Origin of the sequence: Bacillus paramycoides, from assembly GCF_001884235.1 — a bacterium.
Classification (GTDB): Bacteria; Bacillota; Bacilli; order Bacillales; family Bacillaceae_G; genus Bacillus_A; species Bacillus_A paramycoides.
On record NZ_MAOI01000029.1, the window covers coordinates 12,604 to 37,144 of the forward strand.

General features: G+C 41.0%; 31 protein-coding genes. All 31 read right to left on the reverse strand.

Features of this window, described 5'->3' with window-relative positions; genetic code table 11:
- Window positions 1-10 precede the first annotated feature (10 nt).
- A complete protein-coding gene (map, locus tag BAU28_RS04635; protein ID WP_071717885.1) occupies window positions 11-757 on the reverse strand; it encodes a type I methionyl aminopeptidase in 747 nt (248 codons plus the stop codon).
- Window positions 757-1,407 (reverse strand): adenylate kinase, encoded by a 651-nt coding sequence (locus BAU28_RS04640; RefSeq protein ID WP_025149623.1) that lies wholly within the window; start codon window positions 1,405-1,407, stop codon window positions 757-759. Before BAU28_RS04640 ends, map begins: the two co-directional genes overlap by 1 nt.
- A 54-nt stretch (window positions 1,408-1,461) precedes the next feature.
- Window positions 1,462-2,763, reverse strand: coding sequence for a preprotein translocase subunit SecY (gene secY, locus BAU28_RS04645; RefSeq protein WP_000490118.1), 1,302 nt, complete (start codon window positions 2,761-2,763; stop codon window positions 1,462-1,464).
- A complete protein-coding gene (gene rplO, locus BAU28_RS04650) occupies window positions 2,763-3,203 on the reverse strand; it encodes a 50S ribosomal protein L15 (RefSeq protein WP_000766083.1) in 441 nt (146 codons plus the stop codon). Before rplO ends, secY begins: the two co-directional genes overlap by 1 nt.
- A 33-nt stretch (window positions 3,204-3,236) precedes the next feature.
- Complete coding sequence (rpmD, locus tag BAU28_RS04655) at window positions 3,237-3,419, reverse strand: 50S ribosomal protein L30 (RefSeq protein WP_001085231.1); 183 nt, start codon at window positions 3,417-3,419, stop codon at window positions 3,237-3,239.
- A gap of 13 nt (window positions 3,420-3,432) precedes the next feature.
- On the reverse strand, window positions 3,433-3,933 hold the full coding sequence (gene rpsE / locus BAU28_RS04660; RefSeq protein WP_000554646.1) for a 30S ribosomal protein S5: 501 nt from the start codon (window positions 3,931-3,933) through the stop codon (window positions 3,433-3,435).
- 21 nt (window positions 3,934-3,954) lie between these two features.
- Window positions 3,955-4,317, reverse strand: coding sequence for a 50S ribosomal protein L18 (rplR, locus tag BAU28_RS04665; RefSeq protein ID WP_000628818.1), 363 nt, complete (start codon window positions 4,315-4,317; stop codon window positions 3,955-3,957).
- A gap of 31 nt (window positions 4,318-4,348) precedes the next feature.
- Window positions 4,349-4,888, reverse strand: a complete 540-nt coding sequence (gene rplF, locus BAU28_RS04670) for a 50S ribosomal protein L6 (RefSeq protein WP_002115328.1) — start codon at window positions 4,886-4,888, stop codon at window positions 4,349-4,351.
- Between the two features lie 32 nt (window positions 4,889-4,920).
- Entirely contained in the window at window positions 4,921-5,319 is a 399-nt protein-coding gene (gene rpsH / locus BAU28_RS04675; protein WP_000245511.1) for a 30S ribosomal protein S8, read from the reverse strand.
- Window positions 5,320-5,348: 29 nt separating this feature from the next.
- Window positions 5,349-5,534: a 30S ribosomal protein S14 gene (gene rpsN / locus BAU28_RS04680; RefSeq protein WP_001085700.1), complete on the reverse strand. Its 186-nt coding sequence runs from the start codon at window positions 5,532-5,534 to the stop codon at window positions 5,349-5,351.
- Window positions 5,535-5,567: 33 nt separating this feature from the next.
- Window positions 5,568-6,107: a 50S ribosomal protein L5 gene (rplE, locus tag BAU28_RS04685; RefSeq protein ID WP_002091528.1), complete on the reverse strand. Its 540-nt coding sequence runs from the start codon at window positions 6,105-6,107 to the stop codon at window positions 5,568-5,570.
- A 26-nt stretch (window positions 6,108-6,133) separates the two neighbouring features.
- Complete coding sequence (gene rplX / locus BAU28_RS04690) at window positions 6,134-6,445, reverse strand: 50S ribosomal protein L24 (protein ID WP_000558200.1); 312 nt, start codon at window positions 6,443-6,445, stop codon at window positions 6,134-6,136.
- 38 nt (window positions 6,446-6,483) lie between these two features.
- On the reverse strand, window positions 6,484-6,852 hold the full coding sequence (gene rplN, locus BAU28_RS04695; RefSeq protein WP_000615912.1) for a 50S ribosomal protein L14: 369 nt from the start codon (window positions 6,850-6,852) through the stop codon (window positions 6,484-6,486).
- A gap of 43 nt (window positions 6,853-6,895) precedes the next feature.
- Window positions 6,896-7,159 carry a 30S ribosomal protein S17 gene (gene rpsQ, locus BAU28_RS04700; protein ID WP_000004106.1) on the reverse strand — a complete coding sequence of 88 codons (264 nt, stop codon included), beginning with the start codon at window positions 7,157-7,159 and terminating at the stop codon, window positions 6,896-6,898.
- A 20-nt stretch (window positions 7,160-7,179) separates the two neighbouring features.
- Window positions 7,180-7,380: a 50S ribosomal protein L29 gene (gene rpmC / locus BAU28_RS04705; RefSeq protein WP_000855718.1), complete on the reverse strand. Its 201-nt coding sequence runs from the start codon at window positions 7,378-7,380 to the stop codon at window positions 7,180-7,182.
- Complete coding sequence (rplP, locus tag BAU28_RS04710) at window positions 7,370-7,804, reverse strand: 50S ribosomal protein L16 (RefSeq protein WP_000928969.1); 435 nt, start codon at window positions 7,802-7,804, stop codon at window positions 7,370-7,372. The genes rpmC and rplP overlap by 11 nt, the downstream gene beginning before the upstream one ends.
- Before the next feature lies 1 nt (window position 7,805).
- Window positions 7,806-8,465 carry a 30S ribosomal protein S3 gene (rpsC, locus tag BAU28_RS04715; protein WP_000529958.1) on the reverse strand — a complete coding sequence of 220 codons (660 nt, stop codon included), beginning with the start codon at window positions 8,463-8,465 and terminating at the stop codon, window positions 7,806-7,808.
- A gap of 3 nt (window positions 8,466-8,468) precedes the next feature.
- Window positions 8,469-8,810, reverse strand: coding sequence for a 50S ribosomal protein L22 (gene rplV, locus BAU28_RS04720; RefSeq protein ID WP_001148024.1), 342 nt, complete (start codon window positions 8,808-8,810; stop codon window positions 8,469-8,471).
- Window positions 8,811-8,827: 17 nt separating this feature from the next.
- Complete coding sequence (rpsS, locus tag BAU28_RS04725; RefSeq protein WP_000124452.1) at window positions 8,828-9,106, reverse strand: 30S ribosomal protein S19; 279 nt, start codon at window positions 9,104-9,106, stop codon at window positions 8,828-8,830.
- A gap of 60 nt (window positions 9,107-9,166) precedes the next feature.
- Complete coding sequence (gene rplB, locus BAU28_RS04730) at window positions 9,167-9,997, reverse strand: 50S ribosomal protein L2 (RefSeq protein ID WP_000511585.1); 831 nt, start codon at window positions 9,995-9,997, stop codon at window positions 9,167-9,169.
- 28 nt (window positions 9,998-10,025) lie between these two features.
- Window positions 10,026-10,316: a 50S ribosomal protein L23 gene (gene rplW, locus BAU28_RS04735; protein ID WP_001205559.1), complete on the reverse strand. Its 291-nt coding sequence runs from the start codon at window positions 10,314-10,316 to the stop codon at window positions 10,026-10,028.
- The gene (gene rplD, locus BAU28_RS04740) at window positions 10,316-10,939 is read right to left on the reverse strand and encodes a 50S ribosomal protein L4 (protein ID WP_001127261.1); all 624 of its coding nucleotides are present in this window, start codon (window positions 10,937-10,939) and stop codon (window positions 10,316-10,318) included. Before rplD ends, rplW begins: the two co-directional genes overlap by 1 nt.
- A gap of 25 nt (window positions 10,940-10,964) precedes the next feature.
- Complete coding sequence (gene rplC, locus BAU28_RS04745) at window positions 10,965-11,597, reverse strand: 50S ribosomal protein L3 (RefSeq protein WP_000160209.1); 633 nt, start codon at window positions 11,595-11,597, stop codon at window positions 10,965-10,967.
- Window positions 11,598-11,631: 34 nt separating this feature from the next.
- Window positions 11,632-11,940: a 30S ribosomal protein S10 gene (gene rpsJ, locus BAU28_RS04750; RefSeq protein WP_001040595.1), complete on the reverse strand. Its 309-nt coding sequence runs from the start codon at window positions 11,938-11,940 to the stop codon at window positions 11,632-11,634.
- 400 nt (window positions 11,941-12,340) lie between these two features.
- Entirely contained in the window at window positions 12,341-13,528 is a 1,188-nt protein-coding gene (gene tuf / locus BAU28_RS04760) for an elongation factor Tu (protein ID WP_001029617.1), read from the reverse strand.
- 117 nt (window positions 13,529-13,645) lie between these two features.
- Window positions 13,646-15,724 (reverse strand): elongation factor G, encoded by a 2,079-nt coding sequence (gene fusA / locus BAU28_RS04765; protein WP_000196385.1) that lies wholly within the window; start codon window positions 15,722-15,724, stop codon window positions 13,646-13,648.
- Window positions 15,725-15,930: 206 nt separating this feature from the next.
- Window positions 15,931-16,401, reverse strand: coding sequence for a 30S ribosomal protein S7 (gene rpsG, locus BAU28_RS04770; RefSeq protein WP_001137492.1), 471 nt, complete (start codon window positions 16,399-16,401; stop codon window positions 15,931-15,933).
- 29 nt (window positions 16,402-16,430) lie between these two features.
- A complete protein-coding gene (rpsL, locus tag BAU28_RS04775) occupies window positions 16,431-16,853 on the reverse strand; it encodes a 30S ribosomal protein S12 (RefSeq protein ID WP_001142341.1) in 423 nt (140 codons plus the stop codon).
- 114 nt (window positions 16,854-16,967) lie between these two features.
- On the reverse strand, window positions 16,968-17,216 hold the full coding sequence (locus BAU28_RS04780) for a 50S ribosomal protein L7ae-like protein (protein WP_000121833.1): 249 nt from the start codon (window positions 17,214-17,216) through the stop codon (window positions 16,968-16,970).
- 113 nt (window positions 17,217-17,329) lie between these two features.
- The gene (gene rpoC / locus BAU28_RS04785; RefSeq protein ID WP_048374301.1) at window positions 17,330-20,941 is read right to left on the reverse strand and encodes a DNA-directed RNA polymerase subunit beta'; all 3,612 of its coding nucleotides are present in this window, start codon (window positions 20,939-20,941) and stop codon (window positions 17,330-17,332) included.
- A gap of 37 nt (window positions 20,942-20,978) precedes the next feature.
- Window positions 20,979-24,512 (reverse strand): DNA-directed RNA polymerase subunit beta, encoded by a 3,534-nt coding sequence (gene rpoB / locus BAU28_RS04790; RefSeq protein WP_025149628.1) that lies wholly within the window; start codon window positions 24,510-24,512, stop codon window positions 20,979-20,981.
- Window positions 24,513-24,541 lie beyond the last annotated feature (29 nt).

Here is a 24,541-nt window from a genome sequence, read left to right on the forward strand (position 1 = left end):
AGCCAGCTACTTATAAAGTGGTAAGGATTTCGTATCCTGCTTCTGTAAGAGCAATCGTGTGCTCAAAGTGGGCACACCATTTACCATCTACCGTTACCACTGTCCAGTCATCAGATAGTGTTTTTACATATCGTCTTCCTTGATTCACCATCGGCTCGACACAGATGACCATTCCCGGCTTTAATCTAGGGCCTCTATTTGGTGGACCATAGTGCGGGATTTGAGGGGCCTCATGTAAGTCTTGCCCGATTCCGTGACCAACATACTCCCTAACGATCGAGAATCCATTCTCTTCAGCATGGGTTTGAACCGCATGTGAGATATTTGATAATCTTTCGCCTGGTTTTACTTGTTCTAGACCAAGATACAACGATTTTTCTGTGACATCAAGTAGCTTTTGAACAGATTCAGAAATGTTTCCAACTGGATACGTCCATGCAGAATCTCCATGGTACCCATTGTATTTTGCACCAATATCGATACTGATGATATCGCCCTCTTCGAGCTTACGCTTCCCTGGAATTCCGTGTACAAGCTCTTCATTTACAGAAGCACATATGCTCCCCGGAAATCCGTTGTATCCTTTAAAAGATGGCGTAGCACCATATTTTCGAATCGTCTTTTCCGCTATTTGATCGAGCTCTTTCGTTGTAATTCCTGGAGTAATATGCTGTTTCAACTCTTGATGAGTTAAAGCAACGATCCTGCCAGCTTCTCGCATGATTTCTATCTCGCGAGGAGTTTTGCAGATGATCATTACGCTAAGCCTCCGATGAGAACATCGATATCAGCAAATACTTTATTGATATCTTGCTCACCATTAATGCTTTGTAAGTAACCAAGCTCCTCGTAGAAATCAAGCAAAGGTTTTGTTTGCTTAATATTTACATCTAGACGATTTGCTACAGTTTCTTCATTGTCATCAGAGCGTTGATATAATTCGCCACCACATTTATCGCACACGTCAGCTTTTGCTGGCGGATTGAATTCTAAGTGGTAAGTCGCACCGCACTCTTTACAAATGCGACGGCCTGTAAGGCGTTTTAATAACAACCCTGAATCCACATTAATGTTTAAAACATAGTCGATTTTTTTGCCAAGATCTTTCATAATCTCTTCAAGAGCTGATGCTTGTGCAACAGTTCGTGGGAAACCATCTAGTAAGAATCCTTTAATACAGTCTTCTTGACTTAAACGTTCACGAACAATTCCGATTGTAACTTCATCTGGAACAAGCGCACCTTTATCAATAAAAGATTTCGCTTGTAAACCAAGTTCAGTTTCAGCCTTCATAGCTGCACGGAACATATCTCCTGTTGAGATGTGAGGGATGTTATACTTGGCAACAATCTGTTCGGCTTGTGTACCTTTACCAGCACCAGGAAGCCCCATTAAAATTAAGTTCATCCTTGTTCCCCCTCAGTACATGAGCATGTAGGGAAGATAATTCTTCCCACTTACTCACTGCTTGATAAACCCTTTGTAATGGCGTTTTACTAATTGGCTTTCTAGCTGCTTCATTGTTTCTAAAGCAACGCCGACAACGATTAACATACTCGTTCCGCCAATCTGTGCAGATGGAGGAAGATTTCCCAATTTCGTAAAGATAACTGGTAGAATTGCAATCGCTGCTAGGAAAATTGATCCTACAAAGGTCAAACGATACAAGATTTTTGTTAGATATTGTTCCGTATTCTTACCCGGACGAATACCTGGAACATATCCACCTTGCTTATTTAGATTCTCTGACATTTGCTCTGGATTAACCTGAACAAATGCATAGAAATATGTGAAGGCTACAATGAGCGCAACATATATGATCATTCCCACTGGGTGAGAATAGTTAAAGTTTGCAATAATCCACTGCGATACATCATGTTTCGGGAAGAACTGTGCAATAGTTGGAGGCGTAATTAAGAATGAAACAGCAAAAATGACTGGAATAACACCCGCACTATTTACCTTAAGCGGTAAATGTGTGTTTTGTGCTCCAGCATGATTCCCATTCCCTCCTGTTACACGCTTCGCATATTGAATTGGGATCTTTCTAACAGCCTGTTGAATGAAAATAACACCAACAATAACCGCTAGCACAGCTAGTAAAATCAATGCAACTTTAACGATACTCATGAACAATTGATCTCCGATATTTTGAAACTGTTGTTGATACACTTGAGATATAACACTTGGGATCGCTGCGGCAATACCACCAAAGATAAGGATGGAAATACCATTACCTACACCTTTAGCTGTAATCTGTTCACCTAACCACATTAAAAATGCAGTACCAGCAGTCAGTACCGTAGCAATGTATAAATAAGTGCTCCAACCTGGATTCAAAATTAATTGTCCACCTACCATACCGTTAAAACCGATTGACATACCAAACCCCTGAATAAACGCAAGAACAATTGTAAAGTAACGCGTGAATTGCGTTAGTTTACGACGGCCCATTTCACCTTGCTTCGACCATTCCGAAAATTTAGGAACAACATCCATCTGCAATAATTGCACGATGATGGATGCTGTAATATACGGCATGATTCCCATCGCGAAGATGGAGAAGTTTTTCAAGGCGCCACCGCCAAATGTATTTAGGATACCTAAAGCATTTAATTGGTCTTGTGCTTTCAGTACGTCTCCATTTGTAAATGGCACTGGGATAAACGTGCCAATCCTGAATACGATTAACATCGCTAAAGTGAATAATATTTTACGTCTTATCTCAGCAACGCGCATAAAGTTGGAGATTGTACGAAACATTAGATCACCTCAACTGATCCGCCAGCTGCTTCAATTGCTTCTTTAGCACTTGAAGAGAACTTGTGCGCTTTAACAGTTAATTTTTTCTCTACTGCTCCGCTTGCAAGAATTTTAACACCGTCGTTTAACTTGCTGATAACGCCAGTTTCCAGCAATAATTCAGGTGTTACTTCTGTACCATCTTCAAAACGATTTAACGTTGATAAGTTTACAATAGTAAACTCTTTACGGTTAATGTTTGTGAAGCCGCGTTTTGGTAAACGACGGAATAATGGAGTTTGACCACCTTCGAAGCCAAGACGAACACCGCCGCCAGAACGTGCGTTTTGTCCTTTATGACCTTTACCAGCAGTTTTACCGTTACCAGAACCGATACCACGACCGACACGGTTACGTACTTTACGAGAACCTTCTGCAGGTTTTAATTCATGAAGTTTCATTCCCAGGCACCTCCTTATATTAATGAGTTATCCTTAAGCTTCTTTTACAGTTATAAGGTGAGAAACTTTGTTGATCATACCAAGAATAGCAGGAGTTTCTTCCTTAACTACAGTTGAATTCAACTTTTTAAGACCTAAAGCTTCTACCGTCGCACGTTGATCTTGTGGACGACCAATTACACTACGAGTGAGGGTAATTTCTAACTTTTTCGCCATTTGTTTTCCCTCCTTAACCTAGTAGCTCTTCTACAGATTTACCGCGTAATTTTGCAACATCTTCAGCGCGCTTAAGTTCGCTTAATCCGTTCACAGTAGCGCGAATCATGTTGATTGGTGTGTTAGAACCAAGAGATTTCGAAAGAATATCTTGTACACCAGCTAATTCAAGTACCGCACGAACAGGTCCACCAGCAATAACACCAGTACCTTCAGCAGCAGGTTTTAAGAATACTTCACCAGCTCCAAAATGACCGTTGATTGTGTGTGGAATTGTTGTACCAACTAATGGTACAGCGATTAAGTTTTTCTTAGCGTCTTCGATAGCTTTGCGAATTGCGTCTGGTACCTCTTGTGCTTTACCAGTACCGAATCCAACATGACCGTTTTTATCGCCAACTACAACTAGTGCAGCAAAGCGGAAACGACGACCACCCTTAACAACTTTCGCGACACGATTTATCGTAACTACACGTTCTTCAAGTTCTAATTTACTTGGGTCAATGCGATGCATCAATTTTCCCTCCTTTGACCATTAAAATTGTAATCCAGCCTCACGAGCAGCTTCAGCTAGAGCTTTAACACGGCCATGGTATAAGTAACCACCGCGATCAAATACTACTTCTTTAACGCCTTTCTCTACAGCACGCTTAGCAACTGATTCTCCAACTTTCGTAGCAGCTTCAGTATTGCTAGTACCGTTAAGAGCAAGGTCTTTATCAAGAGTAGATGCACTTACTAACGTTACACCATTTACATCATCAATAACTTGAGCGTAAATATGTTGGTTAGAACGGAACACGTTTAAACGTGGACGTTCTGCAGTACCAGTAAGTTTAGCACGTACACGCGCATGTCTTTTCTTACGAGTCGCATTTTTATCAGCTTTAGTGATCATTCTTGTCACTCCTTTCTCTCACCTAACGGGTTTACTTAGCAGTTTTACCTTCTTTACGACGAACAACTTCGCCTTCGTAACGAATACCTTTACCTTTATATGGCTCAGGGGCACGTACAGCACGGATGTTAGCAGCAAATTCGCCAACACGTTGCTTGTCGATACCTTTAATTACGATTTTAGTTGGTGCAGGTACTTCAACTTCAAGACCTGCTTCCGGAGTCATTTCTACTGGATGAGAATAACCTACGCTTAATACAAGTTTATCTCCTTGTTTTTGAGCACGGTAACCAACACCGACTAATTCAAGTCCGCGTGCGAAACCTGCAGTTACACCTTCAACCATGTTTCCGATTAAAGCACGAGTTGTACCGTGTAATGCACGGTGTTCCTTCTGTTCAGATGGACGCTCAACTGTTAGTGTATTTTCTTCAATTTTGATAGACATATCAGCATTGAATGTACGAGTTAATTCACCTTTAGGGCCTTTTACTGTTACAGTATTGTCTTCTGCAATTGTAATAGTAACACCTGCAGGGATTTCAAGAATCTTTTTACCAATACGAGACATGTGGTCACACCTCCGTTCGTTTTAAATATATATTACCAAACGTATGCTACTACTTCTCCACCAGTTTGTAATTGACGAGCGTCTTTGTCTGTCATTACTCCCTTAGATGTAGAAACAAGAGCGATACCTAATCCGTTAAGTACACGTGGTACTTCATCAGCTTTAGCGTAAACGCGTAAGCCAGGTTTACTGATACGTTTTAATCCAGTGATTACACGTTCATTGTTTGCACCATATTTCAGGAAAATACGAAGGATACCTTGTTTGTTATCCTCGATGTATTCTACATCACGAATGAAACCTTCACGTTTTAAAAGTTCAGCGATCTCTTTTTTGATTTTAGAAGCAGGAACCTCTAATTTCTCATGACGTACCATGTTCGCATTACGGATGCGAGTAAGCATGTCTGCAATTGGATCTGTCATCACCATGTGTTTTACCTCCTTCCCATTTGTGGGTTTTACCAACTAGCTTTTTTAACACCAGGAATTTGACCTTTATATGCAAGTTCACGGAAACAAATACGGCAAAGTTTAAATTTGCGGTATACAGAATGCGGACGACCGCAGCGTTCGCAACGTGTATACTCTTGTACTTTAAACTTAGGAGTACGCTTTTGTTTCGCTATCATAGATTTTTTAGCCACGTTTTCGCCTCCTCTACTTAGCGTTGGCTTCCATTATTTTTGGAATGGCATACCGAATTGTGTTAAAAGTTCACGAGCTTCTTCATCAGTTTTCGCTGTAGTAACGATTACGATGTCCATACCGCGGACTTTGCTTACTTTATCATAATCGATCTCAGGGAAAATAAGTTGCTCTTTAACACCTAATGTGTAGTTCCCACGACCATCGAATGATTTCTTAGAAACACCACGGAAATCACGTACACGTGGTAAAGAAACTGATACTAATTTGTCGAAGAACTCATACATTTGTTGTCCGCGTAAAGTTACTTTCGCACCGATTGGCATACCTTCACGAAGACGGAAACCAGCGATTGATTTTTTAGCGCGAGTTACAACAGGTTTTTGACCTGCGATTTGAGTTAATTCTTCTACTGCATTGTCTAAAGCTTTTGAGTTAGATACCGCGTCACCAACACCAGTGTTGATTACGATCTTTTCGATTTTCGGTACTTCCATCACAGATTTATAGTTAAACTTGCTCATTAGAGCAGGAGTAATTTCCTTTTGGAACTTCTCTTTAAGGCGATTCAATGAAGTGACCTCCTTTCTTAAGAAAATTATTTATCTAATAATTCACCAGATTTTTTTGCAATACGAACTTTTTTACCATCTTCTACTTTGAAGCCTACGCGAGTAGGTTCGCCTGTTTTCGGATCTAATATCATAACATTAGAAACGTGAATAGGTGCTTCTTTCGTAATAATTCCACCTTGTGGATTTAATTGAGATGGCTTAGAGTGTTTTTTAACGATGTTAACACCCTCAACGATAACACGGTTTTGCTTTGGGAAAGCCACAAGGATAACACCTTGTTTTCCTTTGTCTTTACCAGTGATTACCTGTACTTTATCACCTTTTTTTACATGCATCTTAATTCTGCACCTCCTTAGCAAGGCAATACCTTAAATTATAGAACTTCTGGAGCTAAAGAAACGATCTTCATGAAGTTGCTATCACGTAATTCACGAGCTACTGGTCCGAAGATACGAGTACCACGTGGGCTCTTATCGTCTTTAATGATAACCGCTGCGTTTTCATCAAATTTGATATAAGAACCGTCCGGACGACGAGCTCCGCTCTTCGTACGTACCACTACTGCCTTAACAACGTCACCTTTTTTAACAACGCCACCTGGTGTTGCTTGTTTTACCGTAGCAACGATAATATCACCAATGTTAGCATATTTACGACCAGAGCCGCCTAATACTTTAATTGTTAAAAGTTCACGTGCACCAGAGTTGTCAGCAACTTTCAAACGAGATTCTTGTTGGATCATGTTATGAAACCTCCCTTCGGACTAAAAATTCCGATTCGTCTATTTAGATAATAACCGCTTCTTCAACGATTTCAACTAAACGGAAACGCTTAGTAGCAGAAAGCGGGCGAGTTTCCATGATTTTAACGATATCGCCAAGTTTCGCTTGGTTTTGCTCATCATGGGCTTTGTACTTTTTAGAATACTTAACACGTTTTCCGTACAAGGAATGAGTTTTGTAAGTTTCAACTAAAACTGTAATCGTTTTGTCCATTTTATCAGACACAACACGACCAGTATAAACTTTGCGTTGGTTACGTTCGCTCACTATGCAAACCTCCCCTCAATTTATCGATTAATTCCGATCTCTCTTTCACGAACTACAGTTTTCATGCGAGCAATCGCTTTACGCACTTCACGGATGCGAGTTGGATTCTCTAATTGTCCTGTAGCAAGTTGGAAGCGAAGATTGAACAATTCTTCCTTTAAAGCTTTAACTTTTGTTTCGATTTCGGCAGTGGTTAATTCACGAATATCATTAGTTTTCATTAGATTCACCACCATTTTCTTCACGTTTTACGAATTTACATTTCACAGGTAACTTGTGAGCTGCAAGACGTAATGCTTCGCGTGCTACCTCTTCAGATACACCCGCGATTTCGAACATAATTTTCCCAGGTTTTACTACTGCTACCCAGCCTTCTGGTGCCCCTTTACCGGAACCCATACGTACTTCTAGAGGTTTTGCAGTGTAAGGCTTAGAAGGGAAAATTTTAATCCATACTTTACCGCCACGTTTCATGTAACGAGTCATTGCACGACGAGCAGCTTCGATTTGACGGTTTGTAATCCATGAAGCAGCTTGTGCTTGTAAACCGAATTCACCGAAAGCAATTTCAGTTCCACCTTTTGCACGACCACGCATTTTACCACGATGCTCTCTACGATATTTTACGCGTTTTGGCATTAACATATTATTTTCCTCCTTCCTCAGAAGCTTTCTTTTTTGTAGGAAGGACTTCTCCACGGTAGATCCATACTTTTACGCCTAATTTACCGTATGTTGTATCAGCTTCAACTGCTGCATAGTCAATATCAGCGCGAAGTGTATGAAGTGGAACAGTTCCTTCACTGTAAGATTCTGCACGAGCGATATCAGCTCCGCCAAGACGACCAGAAACCTGTGTTTTAATACCTTTAGCACCTGCACGCATAGCACGTTGAATAACTTGCTTTTGTGCACGACGGAATGATACACGGTTTTCTAATTGACGAGCGATGTTTTCGCCTACTAATTTAGCGTTAAGATCAGCTCTCTTAACTTCTAAAATGTTGATGTGTACACGCTTGCCTGTTAATTGGTTAAGAGCTTTACGAAGTGCTTCAACTTCAGTACCACCTTTACCAATTACCATACCAGGTTTTGCAGTGTGAATTGTAACATTTACACGATTTGCTGCACGTTCGATTTCTACTTTAGCAACAGCAGAATCTTTTAAGCGTACAGTAATGTACTCACGGATTTTGATGTCTTCATGTAATAATGTAGCGTAATCTTTCTCAGCGAACCAACGAGATTCCCAGTCACGGATAACGCCGACACGAAGACCAATTGGATTAACCTTTTGACCCATCGATTATCCCTCCTTCTTTTCTGATACCACAACTGTGATGTGGCTTGTGCGTTTGTTAATTTGGCTTGCACGACCCATTGCACGTGGACGGAAACGTTTCAACGTTGGACCTTCGTCAACGAAAACTTTTTCAACAACTAGGTTGTTAATGTCCATCTCATAATTGTGCTCTGCATTTGCGATTGCAGATTTTAAAACTTTTTCTACAACTGGAGAAGCAGTTTTTGGTGTGTGGTTAAGGATAGCAATCGCTTCACCCACTTGCTTACCTCGGATTAAGTCTACTACTAAACGAACTTTACGAGGAGCAATACGAACTGTTCTCGCTACTGCTTTAGCTTGCATTGAAGTGCCTCCTCTCATTATCTTCTAGTTTTCTTATCGTCAGCAAGGTGACCTTTATACGTACGAGTTGGTGCAAATTCACCTAACTTATGGCCAACCATATCCTCAGTGATGTACACAGGTACGTGTTTACGACCATCATATACAGCGATTGTGTGCCCGATGAACTGAGGGAAGATTGTTGAACGGCGAGACCAAGTTTTAACAACTTGTTTTTGCTCAGATGCAACTAATTTTTCCATTTTGTTCATTAAGTGATCATCGACAAATGGTCCTTTTTTTAAGCTACGAGCCATTTTGGTGCCTCCCTTCGTGATTGGCGTACGGTTCTAGAAATGAACCGTACTACAATCCCATTATTTTTTACGACGACGAACGATAAATTTATCAGACGCTTTGTTTTTCTTACGAGTCTTGAATCCAAGAGTTGGTTTACCCCATGGAGACATTGGAGACTTACGTCCGATTGGAGAACGTCCTTCACCACCACCGTGTGGGTGATCAACCGGGTTCATTACAGAACCACGAACTGTTGGGCGTTTACCTAACCAGCGAGAGCGACCAGCTTTACCGATTTTGATAAGCTCGTGTTGTTCGTTACCTACTTGACCGATTGAAGCGCGACAAGCAGATAATACAAGACGTACTTCACCAGAAGTTAAACGTACAAGTACGTATTTACCTTCTTTACCAAGTACTTGAGCAGATGTACCAGCAGAACGAACTAATTGTCCGCCACGACCAGGCTTAAGCTCGATGTTATGAACAACAGTACCTACTGGAATGTTGATTAATGGTAATGCGTTACCGACTTTGATGTCAGCCTCTGGGCCAGACATAACTTCCATACCTACTTCTAAAGTTTTAGGAGCAAGAATGTAACGTTTTTCACCGTCAACGTAGTTAATTAATGCGATATTCGCAGAGCGGTTTGGATCGTATTCGATCGTAGCAACGCGTCCTGGAATTCCATCTTTGTTACGCTTAAAGTCGATGATACGGTATTGACGCTTATGTCCGCCACCTTGATGACGTACAGTAATTTTACCTTGGTTATTACGACCAGCCTTTTTGCTTAAAGGAGCAAGTAAAGACTTTTCCGGTCTGTCAGTCGTGATTTCAGCGAAATCATTCGTAGTCATGTTACGACGACCGTTAGTAGTTGGATTATACTTTTTAATTCCCATCTCAATTTCCCTCCTTCTTTAGTAAGAATTAAACGCCTTGGAAGATTTCGATTTCTTTGCTGTCAGCAGTTAGCTTAACGATTGCTTTACGACGACGGCTAGTAAAACCAGCGTGACGACCAACGCGTTTTGCTTTCGGCTTGTAGTTCATGATGTTTACTTTGTCTACATTAACACCAAAGATCGCTTCTACAGCGTCTTTAACTTCTGTTTTATTAGATTTAACGTCCACGTCGAACGTGTATTTTTTTTCAGCCATCATTTCCATAGAACGTTCAGTGATAACTGGGCGCTTAATGATATCACGAGGATCTCTCATTATGCAAGCACCTCCTCTACTTTTTCCACTGCCGCTTTTGTCATGATTAGCTTATCATGATGAAGCACATCTAGCACGTTTACGCCATCAGCAGTGATTACTGTTACTCCAGGGATATTGCGAGCAGATAACTCTACAGATTCGTTTGCATCAGCAGTTACGATAAGAGCTTTCTTCTCAACAGTTAATCCTTTAAGTACTGCTACCATGTCTTTTGTTTTTGGTGCATTTAACACTAGGTCTTCAAGAACTACAATGTTGTTCTCAACTACTTTAGTAGCTAATGCAGATTTGATTGCTAAACGACGAACTTTCTTAGGAAGTTTGTACGCATAGCTTCTTGGTGTAGGTCCGAATACCGTACCACCACCACGCCATTGAGGAGAGCGGATAGAACCTTGACGAGCACGTCCAGTTCCTTTTTGACGCCATGGTTTACGACCACCACCGCGAACTTCAGAGCGAGTTTTTACTTTGTGTGTACCTTGACGTAAAGACGCACGTTGCATCATTACAGCTTCGAAAAGTACAGCTTCATTTGGTTCGATACCGAAAATAGCTTCAGCTAATTCGATTTCACCAACCTGTGAACCAGTTTGGTTATATACAGTAACTTTTGGCATTGGAATTCCTCCTTCCTATTGTGAATTATTTGCTAACCTTCACAGCGCCTTGAACAACTACAAGAGATTTCTTAGCACCTGGAACGTTACCTTTTACTAGTAATAAGTTGCGCTCAGTGTCAACTTGAACGATTTCTAAGTTTTGGATAGTAACTTGGTCTCCACCCATACGTCCAGCAAGTTTTTTGCCTTTGAATACACGGTTCGGAGCAACTGGGCCCATTGAACCTGGACGACGGTGATAGCGAGAACCATGAGACATAGGTCCGCGAGATTGTCCGTGGCGTTTAATTACACCTTGGAAACCTTTACCTTTAGAAATTCCTGTTACGTCAACGATTTCACCTGCAGCGAAAACTTCAACTTTTACCTCTTGACCAACCTCTAATCCGTCCACGTCTGCATCGCGGATTTCGCGAATGAAGCGCTTAGGAGTTGTAGATGCTTTAGCAGTGTGGCCTTGTTCAGGTTTGTTAGTTAACTTTTCACGTTTGTCTTCAAATCCTAACTGGATTGCATTGTAGCCATCAGTTTCAGTTGTTTTCTTTTGAAGAACAACGTTTGGATTAGCAGCGATTACCGTTACTGGGATTAACTCACCGTTCTCAGCAAATACTTGAGTCATACCGATCTTTCTTCCTAAGATTCCTTTGGTCATGAGTTACACCTCCTACATTTTTAAGTTATATAAATTATAGTTTGATTTCGATATCTACACCAGATGGTAAGTCTAAACGCATTAATGAATCTACTGTTTGTGGAGTAGGACTCACGATATCGATTAAACGTTTGTGTGTGCGCATTTCGAATTGCTCACGAGAATCTTTGTACTTATGAACAGCACGAAGAATTGTGTAAATAGTCTTCTCAGTTGGTAATGGGATCGGACCAGAAACTGTTGCCCCAGAACGCTTAGCTGTTTCTACAATTTTCTCAGCTGATTGATCAAGAATACGGTGATCATAAGCTTTTAAACGGATACGAATTTTTTCTTTTGCCATTATTTTCCCTCCTTCGTTCGCCTATTTCTAAAATAGACCTTCTCCATGGAAATTTCCCCACACCATGCCATGGCAAAGCGGCCGGGTGTGTCAGCAACCTTCCACTTCATCGCAGTCAAAGACCAACATTGTCTATTATACAATGTTATTCGTCTAGATGCAAGCATCTTTTTGTTTGCATCTGCTTTTCTCTACTTTTGCTATTATACATGGCACTTTAAAGAATATCAAGTTTTCATCTAACAGAATTCATTTTACAGTTTTTGGGTTTTGAGTTTGTTGAATTTATATTATTATAGAAGAAACTCGTCAAAACATAAATAAAATGATCTCATTCATTATATAAACACAAACAAAAAACCCAAGGGAAGATCCCTTGGGTTTTATATATCAGTTAAGATTACTCAACGATAGTTGCAACTACACCGTAACCTACTGTACGTCCACCTTCACGAATAGAGAATTTAGTTCCCTCTTCGATAGCGATTGGAGCGATAAGTTCGATAGTCATTTCGATGTTGTCACCAGGCATTACCATTTCAGTACCTTCTGGTAATTGGATGATACCAGTTACGTCAGTTGTACGGAAGTAGAACTGAGGACGGTAGTTAGCGAAGAATGGAGTGTGACGTCCACCTTCTTCTTTAGATAATACGAAAACTTCAGCTTTGAATTTAGCGTGTGCTTTTACAGAGCCAGTTTTAGCAAGAACTTGTCCACGTTGGATGTCTTCACGAGCAACCCCACGAAGAAGAGCACCGATGTTGTCTCCAGCTTGAGCTTGGTCAAGAAGTTTACGGAACATTTCTACACCAGTTACAGTTGTAGAAGCATTCTCTTCAGCAAGACCGATGATTTCTACTACGTCACCAACTTTAACGATTCCGCGCTCTACACGACCAGTTGCAACTGTACCACGACCTGTGATAGAGAATACATCCTCGATAGGCATTAAGAATGGTTTGTCAGTTTCACGTTCTGGAGTTGGGATGTAAGCATCAACTTCAGTCATTAATTCAATGATTTTTGCTTCCCAATCAGCTTCTCCTTGAAGAGCTTTAAGAGCAGAACCTTTGATTACAGGAATGTCGTCGCCTGGGAATCCGTATTCAGATAATAGGTCACGAACTTCCATTTCTACTAATTCTAATAATTCTTCGTCATCTACCATGTCGCATTTGTTTAAGAATACAACGATGTAAGGAACACCTACTTGACGAGAAAGAAGGATGTGCTCACGTGTTTGAGGCATTGGGCCATCAGCAGCAGATACTACTAAGATACCGCCGTCCATTTGAGCAGCACCAGTGATCATGTTTTTAACATAGTCAGCGTGACCTGGGCAGTCAACGTGTGCATAGTGACGAGTTTCAGTTTCGTACTCAACGTGTGCAGTTGAGATTGTGATTCCGCGCTCTCTTTCTTCTGGAGCAGCGTCGATTTGATCGTATCCGCGTGCTTCAGCACCACCAGCTTTTGCAAGAACTGTAGTGATCGCAGCAGTTAATGTAGTTTTACCATGGTCAACGTGGCCGATTGTACCGATGTTAACATGGGGTTTAGAACGTTCGAATTTAGCTTTAGCCATTCTAAATTCCTCCTTAGTTTATATAGGTTATTTTATATTTAGACTAGAAAGCGAAACTTACGTCCCACTTTCTAAGCTTACATAAGTAGTTATACTCGAACAATTGATAAAAATCAATTATTCGCCTTTATTTTTTTTAATAATTTCTTCTGAAACAGACTTCGGTACTTCTTCATAATGATCGAATGTCATTGAGAATGTTCCGCGTCCTTGAGTGTTAGAACGTAATGCTGTCGCATAACCGAACATTTCAGAAAGTGGAACCATAGCGCGAACAACTTGTGCGTTACCGCGAGCTTCCATACCTTCTACACGTCCACGACGAGATGTTACGTCACCCATGATGTCTCCCATGTATTCTTCAGGAATTACAACTTCAACTTTCATCATTGGCTCAAGAATTACTGGGTTACATTTAGAAACCGCAGCTTTAAGTGCCATAGATGCAGCGATTTTGAACGCCATCTCAGATGAATCGACATCATGGTAAGAACCGTCAACTAATGCTGCTTTAATGTCAACTAGTGGGTAACCAGCTAGTACACCATTTTTAAGTGAGTCTTCAAGACCCGCTCCAACAGCTGGGATGTATTCACGTGGAACTACACCGCCGACGATTTTGTTTTCGAATTCAAATCCTTTACCTTCTTCGTTAGGTGCAAACTCAATCCAAACGTGACCGAATTGTCCACGTCCACCAGATTGACGAGCGAACTTACCTTCAACTTTCGCAGCAGCGCGGAAAGTTTCACGGTATGCTACCTGAGGAGCACCAACGTTTGCTTCGACTTTGAATTCACGGCGCATACGGTCAACGATGATATCAAGGTGAAGTTCACCCATACCAGCGATGATAGTTTGGCCAGTTTCTTGGTCAGTGTGAGCACGGAATGTTGGATCTTCTTCAGAAAGCTTAGATAATGCTGTACCCATTTTATCTTGGTCAGCTTTAGATTTTGGTTCGATAGCTACAGAGATAACTGGCTCTGGGAATTCCATAGACTCAAGGATAACAAGGCTCTTCTCGTCACAAAGAGTATCACCAGTAGTAGTATCTTTTAAACCTACAGCAGCAGCGATATCACCAGCGTAAACTGTTGAAATCTCTTCACGGCTGTTAGCGTGCATTTGTAGGATACGTCCTACACGCTCACGCTTACCTTTAGTTGAGTTTTTCACGTATGATCCAGAGTTTAATACACCAGAGTACACACGGAAGAACGTTAACTTACCAACATAAGGGTCAGTCATGATTTTGAATGCTAAAGCTGCGAATGGTTCTTCATCGCTAGACTTACGTTCTACTTCTTCCTCTGTATCCGGAAGAGTACCTTTAATAGCAGGTACATCTAATGGAGACGGTAGGTAGTCGATAACTGCGTCTAACAGAATTTGAACACCTTTGTTTTTGAATGCAGAACCACAGATTACTGGGAAGAATTCAACAGAAGTTGTAGCCTTACGGATACCAGCTTTAAGCTCTTCTACAGTGATTTCTTCACCTTCTAGGTACTTCATCATCATTTCTTCATCAAGCTCAGCTACCGCTTCAATAAGTTTTCCACGGTATTCTTCAGCTAATTCTTTGTGCTCTTCAGGAATTTCGACACGCTCGATGTCTGTTCCTAAATCGTTACCGTACATGTAAGCACACTCTTCAACAAGGTCAATGATACCATTGAACTCGTCTTCAGCACCGATTGGTAACTGAATTGGATGCGCGTTTGCTTGTAAACGATCGTGGATTGTTCCTACAGAGTATAAGAAATCTGCACCGATCTTATCCATTTTGTTAACGAATACGATACGAGGTACGCCATAAGTAGTAGCCTGACGCCAAACAGTTTCTGTTTGTGGTTCTACACCAGATTGTGCATCAAGTACTGCTACCGCACCATCAAGTACGCGTAAAGAACGTTCTACTTCTACTGTGAAGTCTACGTGTCCTGGAGTGTCAATGATGTTTACACGGTGACCTTTCCATTGAGCTGTAGTTGCAGCAGAAGTAATTGTGATACCACGCTCTTGCTCTTGCTCCATCCAGTCCATCTGAGATGCACCTTCATGAGTTTCACCGATTTTATGAATACGTCCTGTGTAATACAGAATACGCTCAGTTGCTGTTGTTTTACCAGCATCGATGTGAGCCATGATACCAATATTACGAGTGTTTTCTAAAGAGAACTCTCTTGTCATTTGGTGTCTTGCTCCTTCCATATATGGATTGGATTATTTTATTTTAAGTAGCAAAAAAGCCACTTTATATTGTTACATATGCCAGTGTCCAGTACCCTCATTATGTAAAACGAGCGCCCAACGAAAGGGAGAGGCATTCTCCCTCTCCACACTTCCATAAGCGACAAATAAAGCGGTTTATGCTTACATTTATTTTACGTTGAATCCTACCAACGGTAATGAGCAAATGCTTTGTTAGCTTCTGCCATTTTATGAGTATCTTCACGTTTCTTAACAGATGCACCAGCGTTGTTAGCTGCATCTAAGATTTCGTAAGCTAGACGCTCTTCCATAGTTTTTTCACCACGAAGACGAGCATAGTTTACTAACCAGCGAAGACCTAAAGTTGTACGGCGTTCTGGACGAACCTCAACTGGAACTTGGTAGTTAGCACCACCAACACGACGAGCGCGTACTTCAAGAACAGGCATGATGTTCTTAAGAGCTTGCTCGAATACTTCCATAGGTTCTTTATCTGAACGTTCACGAACGATATCGAAAGCGTTATAAAGAATTGTTTGAGATTTACCTTTTTTACCGTCAACCATCATTTTGTTGATTAGGCGTGTTACAAGTTTAGAATTGTACATTGGATCTGGTAACACGTCACGTTTCGCAACAGGTCCTTTACGAGGCATATTGAGTTCCTCCTTTCATTATAAGTTTATTATTTTTTAGCAGGTTTTGGTCGCTTAGTACCATATTTAGAACGTCCTTGCATACGTTTGTCAACACCAGCTGTATCAAGCGCACCACGAACGATGTGGTAACGTACCCCCGGTAAATCCTTTACTCGACCACCGCGAATTAATACTACGCTATGCTCTTGTAGGTTATGACCGATACCTGGGATGTAAGCTGTAACTTCAATACCATTTGTTAAACGTACACGAGCGTATTTACGTAACGCTGAGTTCGGTTTCTTTGGAGTCATTGTACCAACACGAGTACATACACCACGTTTTTGAGGTGCAGAGATATCAGTTGATTTTTTCTTTAAAGAGTTAAAACCTTTGTTTAACGCAGGTGATTTAGATTTCCATACTTTATCAGTACGACCATTTCTCACTAATTGGTTAATAGTAGGCATTTGATTATCCTCCCTTCGCATGTTTGTATGACCACATATCCAGGTGGTTCATTATTAGTTGAAAACAAAGTTTTTGCAAGGGAGAGCAAATGCTCTCTCCTCACAAAAACAGTTTTAACTTATTATTCCTATTGCTGAAGCTCCCACTTGAATCCCCGAAACTTTTCCAAGTTTACGAACTGATTCAACTTTGGTTATGGGTATGTTATGTTGCAAAGCAGTACGAATGATAACATGAGTTAACCTCACATCAGCATCTTCCGCAATGACAACTTCTTTAACTATACCATTTTTAATTGCTTCCAATGTTCGCTTATGACCAACGACCACATTTTCAGCATTTGACACTTTTTGATAAGACATATAAATATCCTCCAAAGCATCGTTCAGGAGCAACCTTGATTATAGTAACATTTTGACTCATACAATGTCAACTAAGATTAGCTGTTTTTATACAAAATTTACGACGGAAAATTTTACTGTTCCACATAAACTTCATCGTTTTCTACATTCATGTTATCTTGTGTTGTTTTTACAAGATCCACTTTGCGATAACGATTCATACCTGTTCCAGCAGGAACAAGCTTACCGATAATAACATTCTCTTTCAATCCTAGAAGCTCATCGCGTTTACCCTTAATTGCTGCATCTGTTAGAACACGAGTTGTTTCTTGGAACGATGCTGCAGATAAGAACGAATCAGTTTCAAGTGAAGCTTTTGTAATACCAAGTAGAACAGGTCTAGCTGTTGCTGGTTGTTTACCTTTCAGTAACACCTTCGCATTCGCATCAGTAAACTGATGGATATCTAGTAATGTTCCTGGTAATACATCTGTTTCACCCGCATCGCTTACACGAACTTTACGTAGCATTTGACGTACCATTACTTCTACGTGTTTGTCACCAATTTCTACCCCTTGCATACGGTATACTTTTTGAACTTCACGTAATAAGTATTCTTGTACTGCTGTAATGTCCGTTACTTTTAGTAATTCTTTCGGATCAATAGAACCTTCTGTTAACTCTTTACCATGGCTAATTGGCTGTCCTGGAGTTACTTTCAGACGAGCACCGTAAGGAATAGCATACGTACGAGCTTCAACTTCACCCTGCACAACTACTTCTTGGCGATCTTTAACATCGTTGATCGCTGCGATAACACCGTCGATTTCACTGATAACTGCCTGACCTTTCGGATTACGAGCTTCGAAGATCTCTTGGATACGAGGTAAACCTTGTGTGATATCATCTCCGGCAACCCCACCTGTATGGAACGTACGCATCGTTAACTGTGTACCTGGCTCACCGATAGATTGAGCTGCGATAATACCTACCGCCTCTCCTACTTCTACATCTGTACCAGTTGCTAAGTTACGACCGTAACACTTCTTACATACACCGTGGCGAGTATTACACGTAAATGCTGAACGAATGTTTACAGTTTCAACACCCGAATTTTCAACGATATGAGCGATATCTTCAGTAATTAATTGGTTTTCACTAACTAATACTTCACCTGTTTCAGGATGTTTTACAGTTTTTCTTGCAAAACGTCCAACAAGACGATCATATAGTGACTCAATAACTTCATTACCCTCTTTAATCGCACCAATTAGTAAACCGCGATCTGTTCCACAATCATCTTGACGAACAATTACATCTTGTGCAACGTCTACAAGACGACGTGTTAAGTAACCAGAATCGGCAGTTTTAAGTGCTGTATCGGCAAGACCTTTACGTGCACCATGCGTAGAGATGAAGTACTCAAGTACTGTTAAACCTTCACGGAAACTTGATTTGATCGGAAGCTCAATGATACGACCAGATGGATTGGCCATCAGACCACGCATACCAGCAAGCTGAGTAAAGTTCGATGCGTTACCACGGGCACCGGAATCACTCATCATGAAGATTGGGTTGCGTTTATTCAAGGATTTCATCAGCTTTCCTTGGATAACATCTTTTGCATTACTCCAAATAGAGATAACACGATCGTAACGTTCTTCTTCCGTGATTAAACCGCGACGGAATTGTTTAATTACATTATCTACTTTTGCTTGTGCTTCATGGAGAATTTCATCTTTTTCGCCTAATACAAGAATGTCTGATACCCCAACTGTAATACCAGCTTTTGTAGAGTATTTAAATCCTAAGTTTTTCATACGGTCAAGCATGCGAGATGTTTCCGTAATTTGGAAACGCTTGAATACTTCCGCAATAATGTTACCAAGGATCTTCTTGCTAAATGGCGCCACTTCTTCGCGACTAGCAATAATTTCTTTAATGTTCGCACCTTTTTCAACGAAATATTCCGCTGGTGTTTCTTTTTCAAGGTTTGAGTTTGTCGGTTCATTAATATAAGGGAACGACTCTGGTAAGATTTCGTTAAATATTAATTTACCAACTGTTGTTAATAGAAGCTTACCTTTTTGCTCTTCAGTAAATGTTACGTTATTTACTGAACTTGCAGCAACTGCAACACGTGTGTGCAGATGTACATATCCATTTTGGTATGCAAGTATTGCTTCGTTTGCATCTTTGAAGACCATACCTTCACCGATTGCACCCTCGCGCTCAAGTGTTAAGTAATAGTTACCTAATACCATATCCTGAGATGGAGTAACAACTGGTTTTCCGTCTTTTGGATTCAAGATGTTTTGTGCCGCTAACATAAGAATACGAGCTTCCGCTTGTGCCTCTGATGATAACGGAACGTGAACCGCCATTTGGTCACCGTCAAAGTCCGCGTTGTATGCAGTACATACAAGTGGGTGAAGACGGATTGCGCGACCTTCCACTAATGTAGGTTCAAACGCCTGGATACCAAGACGGTGAAGTGTTGGTGCGCGGTTTAGAAGTACTGGATGCTCTTTGATCACAGATTCTAAAACGTCCCAAACTTCAGGTTGTACACGCTCGATTTTACGTTTAGCACTCTTAATGTTGTGTGCTAATCCTTTTCCAACTAACTCTTTCATAACGAAAGGCTTAAACAATTCAAGCGCCATTTCTTTCGGTAATCCACATTGGTACATCTTTAAGTTCGGTCCTACAACGATTACAGAACGGCCAGAGTAGTCAACACGTTTACCTAATAAGTTTTGACGGAAACGTCCTTGTTTACCTTTAAGCATGTGAGATAGTGATTTTAATGGACGGTTACCTGGTCCAGTAACTGGACGGCCACGACGACCATTATCGATTAATGCGTCTACAGCTTCTTGTAGCATACGTTTTTCGTTTTGAACGATGATGCTTGGTGCACCTAAGTCCAATAGACGTTTTAAACGATTGTTACGGTTAATTACACGACGATATAAGTCGTTTAAGTCAGAAGTAGCAAAACGTCCACCATCTAACTGTACCATCGGGCGTAGTTCTGGTGGGATAACTGGAAGAACATCTAAGATCATCCAAGATGGGTGATTTCCAGAGTTACGGAATGCTTCTAATACTTCTAGACGTTTAATAGCACGAGTACGGCGTTGTCCTTGTGCTGTTTTTAATTCTTCTTTTAAGAAGTCTACTTCTTTATCTAAATCGATATCTTGCAGTAGCTTTTTAATCGCTTCTGCACCCATAGCAGCTTGGAATGTGCTGCCATATCGATCACGATATGCACGGTATTCTTTTTCAGAAAGTAATTGCTTCTTATCAAGTGGTGTATCTCCACTTTCTGTTACAACATAAGAAGCGAAATAAATTACTTCTTCAAGCGCGCGAGGGGACATGTCTAAGACAAGTCCCATGCGGCTCGGGATACCTTTGAAATACCAAATATGAGATACAGGAGCAGCTAATTCGATATGGCCCATACGTTCACGACGAACTTTTGCACGCGTTACTTCAACGCCACATCGATCACAAACTACACCTTTATAACGTACACGTTTATATTTTCCGCAATGACATTCCCAGTCCTTTTGTGGTCCGAAAATACGCTCACAGAACAAGCCATCTTTTTCAGGCTTTAACGTACGATAGTTAATTGTTTCTGGTTTCTTAACTTCACCGTATGACCAAGAACGAATCTTGTCAGGTGAAGCAAGTCCAATCTTCATATATTCAAAGTTATTTACATCTATCAAGGGGCCTACCTCCCTTTTAGTCTACAGGTTATCCCAATTATTCCTTAGTTGTCTCAACTTCAACATTCAATTTATCTGCTGATTGATGATCGTCGTCATCTTCCGTATCACGCATTTCAATTTCTGTATCGTCGCTAGACATCATTTTAACGTCCATACCTAAACTTTGCAGTTCTTTAATCAATACTTTGAATGATTCAGGAACGCCTGGTTCTGGAACATTTTCGCCTTTAACAATTGCTTCATACGTCTTAACACGTCCAACAACATCATCAGACTTCACTGTTAAGATTTCTTGAAGAGTATAAGCAGCACCGTAAGCTTCAAGTGCCCAAACCTCCATCTCACCGAAACGCTGTCCACCGAACTGAGCTTTACCTCCAAGAGGTTGCTGCGTTACAAGTGAGTATGGTCCAGTAGAACGAGCATGAAGTTTATCGTCAACCATGTGCGCAAGTTTGATCATATACATGACACCAACAGATACGCGGTTATCGAATGGCTCACCAGTACGTCCGTCATACAGGATTGTTTTCGCGTCATTTGCCATACCAGCTTCTTCGATTGTGCCCCATACATCTTCCTCACGAGCACCATCAAATACTGGTGTTGCAATGTGAATGCCAAGGTATCTTGCCGCCATACCAAGATGAAGCTCTAATACCTGACCGATATTCATACGAGATGGTACCCCTAATGGGTTTAACATGATATCGATTGGCGTACCGTCTGGTAAGTAAGGCATATCTTCTTCTGGTAAAATACGAGAGATAACACCTTTGTTACCGTGACGTCCGGCCATCTTGTCACCTTCAGAAATTTTACGTTTTTGAACGATATATGCACGTACAAGTTGATTCACGCCTGGTGGCAATTCATCGCCATCTTCACGGTTGAACACTTTTACGTCTAAGATAATACCGCCACCACCGTGTGGTACACGTAGTGATGTATCACGTACTTCACGTGCTTTTTCTCCAAAGATAGCGTGTAATAGACGTTCTTCAGCTGTTAATTCTGTTACACCTTTAGGTGTTACTTTACCAACAAGTAGATCTCCATCTTTTACTTCCGCACCAACGCGAATGATACCGCGCTCGTCAAGGTTGCGTAGTGCATCTTCCCCAACATTCGGGATATCACGTGTAATTTCTTCTGGTCCAAGCTTCGTATCACGAGCTTCTGACTCATATTCTTCAATATGAATAGAAGTGTACACATCATCTTTTACAAGGCGCTCACTCATAATGATCGCATCCTCGTAGTTATAACCGTCCCATGTCATGAAGCCAACAAGCACGTTACGTCCAAGTGCTAGTTCACCTAATTCCATAGAAGGACCATCCGCAAGAATTTCACCTTTCACAACTTGATTTCCAACACTTACGATTGGACGTTGGTTGTAGCAAGTTCCTTGGTTAGAACGAATGAATTTCTGCATTTTGTAGCGATCTAAGTCGCCTTTTACTGTTTGACCGTCAACTTCTACATAGCGACGTACCCAAACTTCACGTGCTTCTACGCGTTCAACAACACCAGGGTGTTTACAGATTACTGCAGCACCTGAGTCTTTTGCTGATACGTACTCCATACCAGTACCTACAATCGGAGATTCCGGATTCATTAACGGAACCGCCTGACGTTGCATGTTCGCTCCCATAAGTGCGCGGTTAGAGTCATCGTTTTCTAAGAACGGAATACAAGCTGTCGCTGCCGACACTACTTGTTTTGGAGATACATCCATGTAGTCGATGCGTTCTTTATTTGTGACAATGTTTTCACCACGGAAACGAGCTACGATATCTTCATCAAGGAATTCCCCTTCTGCAGATAATTTCATATTCGCTTGGGCTACAACATAATTATCTTCTTCATCTGCTGTTAAATAATCAACATGCCCTGTTACAAGACCAGTTTCTGGGTCAACACGACGGTATGGTGTTTCAATGAAACCAAACTCATTTACTTTCGCGAACGAAGATAATGAGTTAATCAAACCGATGTTTGGTCCCTCTGGTGTTTCAATTGGACACATACGACCGTAGTGAGAGTAGTGAACGTCACGCACTTCAAAGCCTGCGCGCTCACGCGTTAAACCACCAGGTCCTAATGCAGATAGTCTTCGTTTGTGAGTTAACTCTGCTAATGGGTTTGTTTGATCCATGAACTGAGATAACTGAGAACTTCCGAAGAACTCTTTAATAGATGCAATAACAGGACGAATATTGATTAATGCCTGTGGTGTAATTGCATTTGTATCTTGAATCGACATTCTCTCACGAACAACACGTTCCATACGAGAAAGACCGATACGGAATTGGTTTTGTAATAGTTCTCCTACAGAACGCAGACGACGATTTCCTAAATGGTCGATATCATCTGTATCCCCTACTTTGTATAGTAAGTTGAAGAAGTAACTAATAGAAGCAAGAATATCACCTGGTGTGATGTGTTTTACATCACGAGTAATATTTGCATTCCCAATTACGTTAATAGTACGTTCGCCTTCTGATTCTGGAGCATAAATCTTAATAGATTGCAGCTCAACATCGCCTTCTACCACTCCACCCATTGGTTTCGCTGTTTTGAATCCAATGTTTTTCTCTAAGTAAGGTAAAATGCGATCCAGTGTACGACGATCTAAGACTGTTCCTTCCGCCGCTAAAATTTCACCAGTTTCTGGATCCACTAATGTTTCAGCTAAACGTTGGTTAAACAATCTGTTTTTCATGTGTAACTTTTTGTTGATCTTATAGCGACCTACATTTGCTAAATCGTAGCGCTTTGGATCGAAGAAACGAGACACAAGTAAGCTCTTTGCATTTTCTACTGTTGGTGGTTCACCAGGACGTAGACGCTCATAAATTTCAAGCAATGCTTTTTCTGTGCTATCTGTATTGTCTTTTTCTAATGTGTTGCTTAAGTATTCGTTATCACCTAAAAGCTCGGTGATTTCTTGATCAGAGCCAAACCCTAATGCGCGTAACAAAACAGTTACAGGAAGTTTACGCGTACGGTCAATACGCACATATACAACATCCTTAGCATCTGTTTCATACTCTAACCAAGCTCCGCGGTTTGGAATTACAGTAGCAGTAAAACCACGTTTTCCGTTTTTATCCACTTTGCCACTATAGTATACGCTTGGAGAGCGAACTAACTGGGAAACGATAACACGTTCTGCACCGTTAATTACGAATGTTCCAGTCTCTGTCATGAGTGGGAAATCTCCCATGAACACATCTTGTTCTTTTACTTCACCAGTTTCCTTGTTGATTAGACGCACTTTTACACGAAGTGGTGCTGCATACGTCACATCACGCTCTTTGCATTCGTCTACAGAGTATTTAGGTTCACCTAAGCTGTAGTCGATAAATTCAAGCGATAGATTTCCCGTAAAGTCTTCAATCGGAGAAATGTCTTGGAACATTTCTCGCAAACCCTCATCAAGAAACCACTGATAAGAAGAGGTTTGAATTTCGATAAGATTTGGTAACTCTAATACTTCACTAATACGGGCATAACTTCTTCGTTGGCGGTGGCGTCCGTATTGAACTAGTTGACCTGTCAACTGCTTCACCCCTCAAATCATGAGTATTA

Excerpts from the sequence above, each read along its gene's own strand:
- map (WP_071717885.1), bottom strand. The coding sequence starts at position 757 with ATGATCATCTGCAAAACTCCTCGCGAGATAGAAATCATGCGAGAAGCT.
- BAU28_RS04640 (WP_025149623.1), bottom strand. The coding sequence starts at position 1,407 with ATGAACTTAATTTTAATGGGGCTTCCTGGTGCTGGTAAAGGTACACAA.
- secY (WP_000490118.1), bottom strand. The coding sequence starts at position 2,763 with ATGTTTCGTACAATCTCCAACTTTATGCGCGTTGCTGAGATAAGACGT.
- rplO (WP_000766083.1), bottom strand. The coding sequence starts at position 3,203 with ATGAAACTTCATGAATTAAAACCTGCAGAAGGTTCTCGTAAAGTACGT.
- rpmD (WP_001085231.1), bottom strand. The coding sequence starts at position 3,419 with ATGGCGAAAAAGTTAGAAATTACCCTCACTCGTAGTGTAATTGGTCGT.
- rpsE (WP_000554646.1), bottom strand. The coding sequence starts at position 3,933 with ATGCATCGCATTGACCCAAGTAAATTAGAACTTGAAGAACGTGTAGTT.
- rplR (WP_000628818.1), bottom strand. The coding sequence starts at position 4,317 with ATGATCACTAAAGCTGATAAAAATGCGACTCGTAAGAAAAGACATGCG.
- rplF (WP_002115328.1), bottom strand. The coding sequence starts at position 4,888 with ATGTCTCGTATTGGTAAAAAGATTCTTGAAATCCCTGCAGGTGTTACT.
- rpsH (WP_000245511.1), bottom strand. The coding sequence starts at position 5,319 with ATGGTGATGACAGATCCAATTGCAGACATGCTTACTCGCATCCGTAAT.
- rplX (WP_000558200.1), bottom strand. The coding sequence starts at position 6,445 with ATGCATGTAAAAAAAGGTGATAAAGTACAGGTAATCACTGGTAAAGAC.
- rplN (WP_000615912.1), bottom strand. The coding sequence starts at position 6,852 with ATGATCCAACAAGAATCTCGTTTGAAAGTTGCTGACAACTCTGGTGCA.
- rpmC (WP_000855718.1), bottom strand. The coding sequence starts at position 7,380 with ATGAAAACTAATGATATTCGTGAATTAACCACTGCCGAAATCGAAACA.
- rplP (WP_000928969.1), bottom strand. The coding sequence starts at position 7,804 with ATGTTAATGCCAAAACGCGTAAAATATCGTAGAGAGCATCGTGGTAAA.
- rpsC (WP_000529958.1), bottom strand. The coding sequence starts at position 8,465 with ATGGGTCAAAAGGTTAATCCAATTGGTCTTCGTGTCGGCGTTATCCGT.
- rplV (WP_001148024.1), bottom strand. The coding sequence starts at position 8,810 with ATGCAAGCTAAAGCAGTAGCGAGAACAGTTCGTATTGCTCCTCGTAAA.
- rpsS (WP_000124452.1), bottom strand. The coding sequence starts at position 9,106 with ATGGCTCGTAGCTTAAAAAAAGGACCATTTGTCGATGATCACTTAATG.
- rplB (WP_000511585.1), bottom strand. The coding sequence starts at position 9,997 with ATGGGAATTAAAAAGTATAATCCAACTACTAACGGTCGTCGTAACATG.
- rplW (WP_001205559.1), bottom strand. The coding sequence starts at position 10,316 with ATGAGAGATCCTCGTGATATCATTAAGCGCCCAGTTATCACTGAACGT.
- rplD (WP_001127261.1), bottom strand. The coding sequence starts at position 10,939 with ATGCCAAAAGTTACTGTATATAACCAAACTGGTTCACAGGTTGGTGAA.
- rplC (WP_000160209.1), bottom strand. The coding sequence starts at position 11,597 with ATGACCAAAGGAATCTTAGGAAGAAAGATCGGTATGACTCAAGTATTT.
- rpsJ (WP_001040595.1), bottom strand. The coding sequence starts at position 11,940 with ATGGCAAAAGAAAAAATTCGTATCCGTTTAAAAGCTTATGATCACCGT.
- tuf (WP_001029617.1), bottom strand. The coding sequence starts at position 13,528 with ATGGCTAAAGCTAAATTCGAACGTTCTAAACCCCATGTTAACATCGGT.
- fusA (WP_000196385.1), bottom strand. The coding sequence starts at position 15,724 with ATGACAAGAGAGTTCTCTTTAGAAAACACTCGTAATATTGGTATCATG.
- rpsG (WP_001137492.1), bottom strand. The coding sequence starts at position 16,401 with ATGCCTCGTAAAGGACCTGTTGCGAAACGTGACGTGTTACCAGATCCA.
- rpsL (WP_001142341.1), bottom strand. The coding sequence starts at position 16,853 with ATGCCTACTATTAACCAATTAGTGAGAAATGGTCGTACTGATAAAGTA.
- BAU28_RS04780 (WP_000121833.1), bottom strand. The coding sequence starts at position 17,216 with ATGTCTTATCAAAAAGTGTCAAATGCTGAAAATGTGGTCGTTGGTCAT.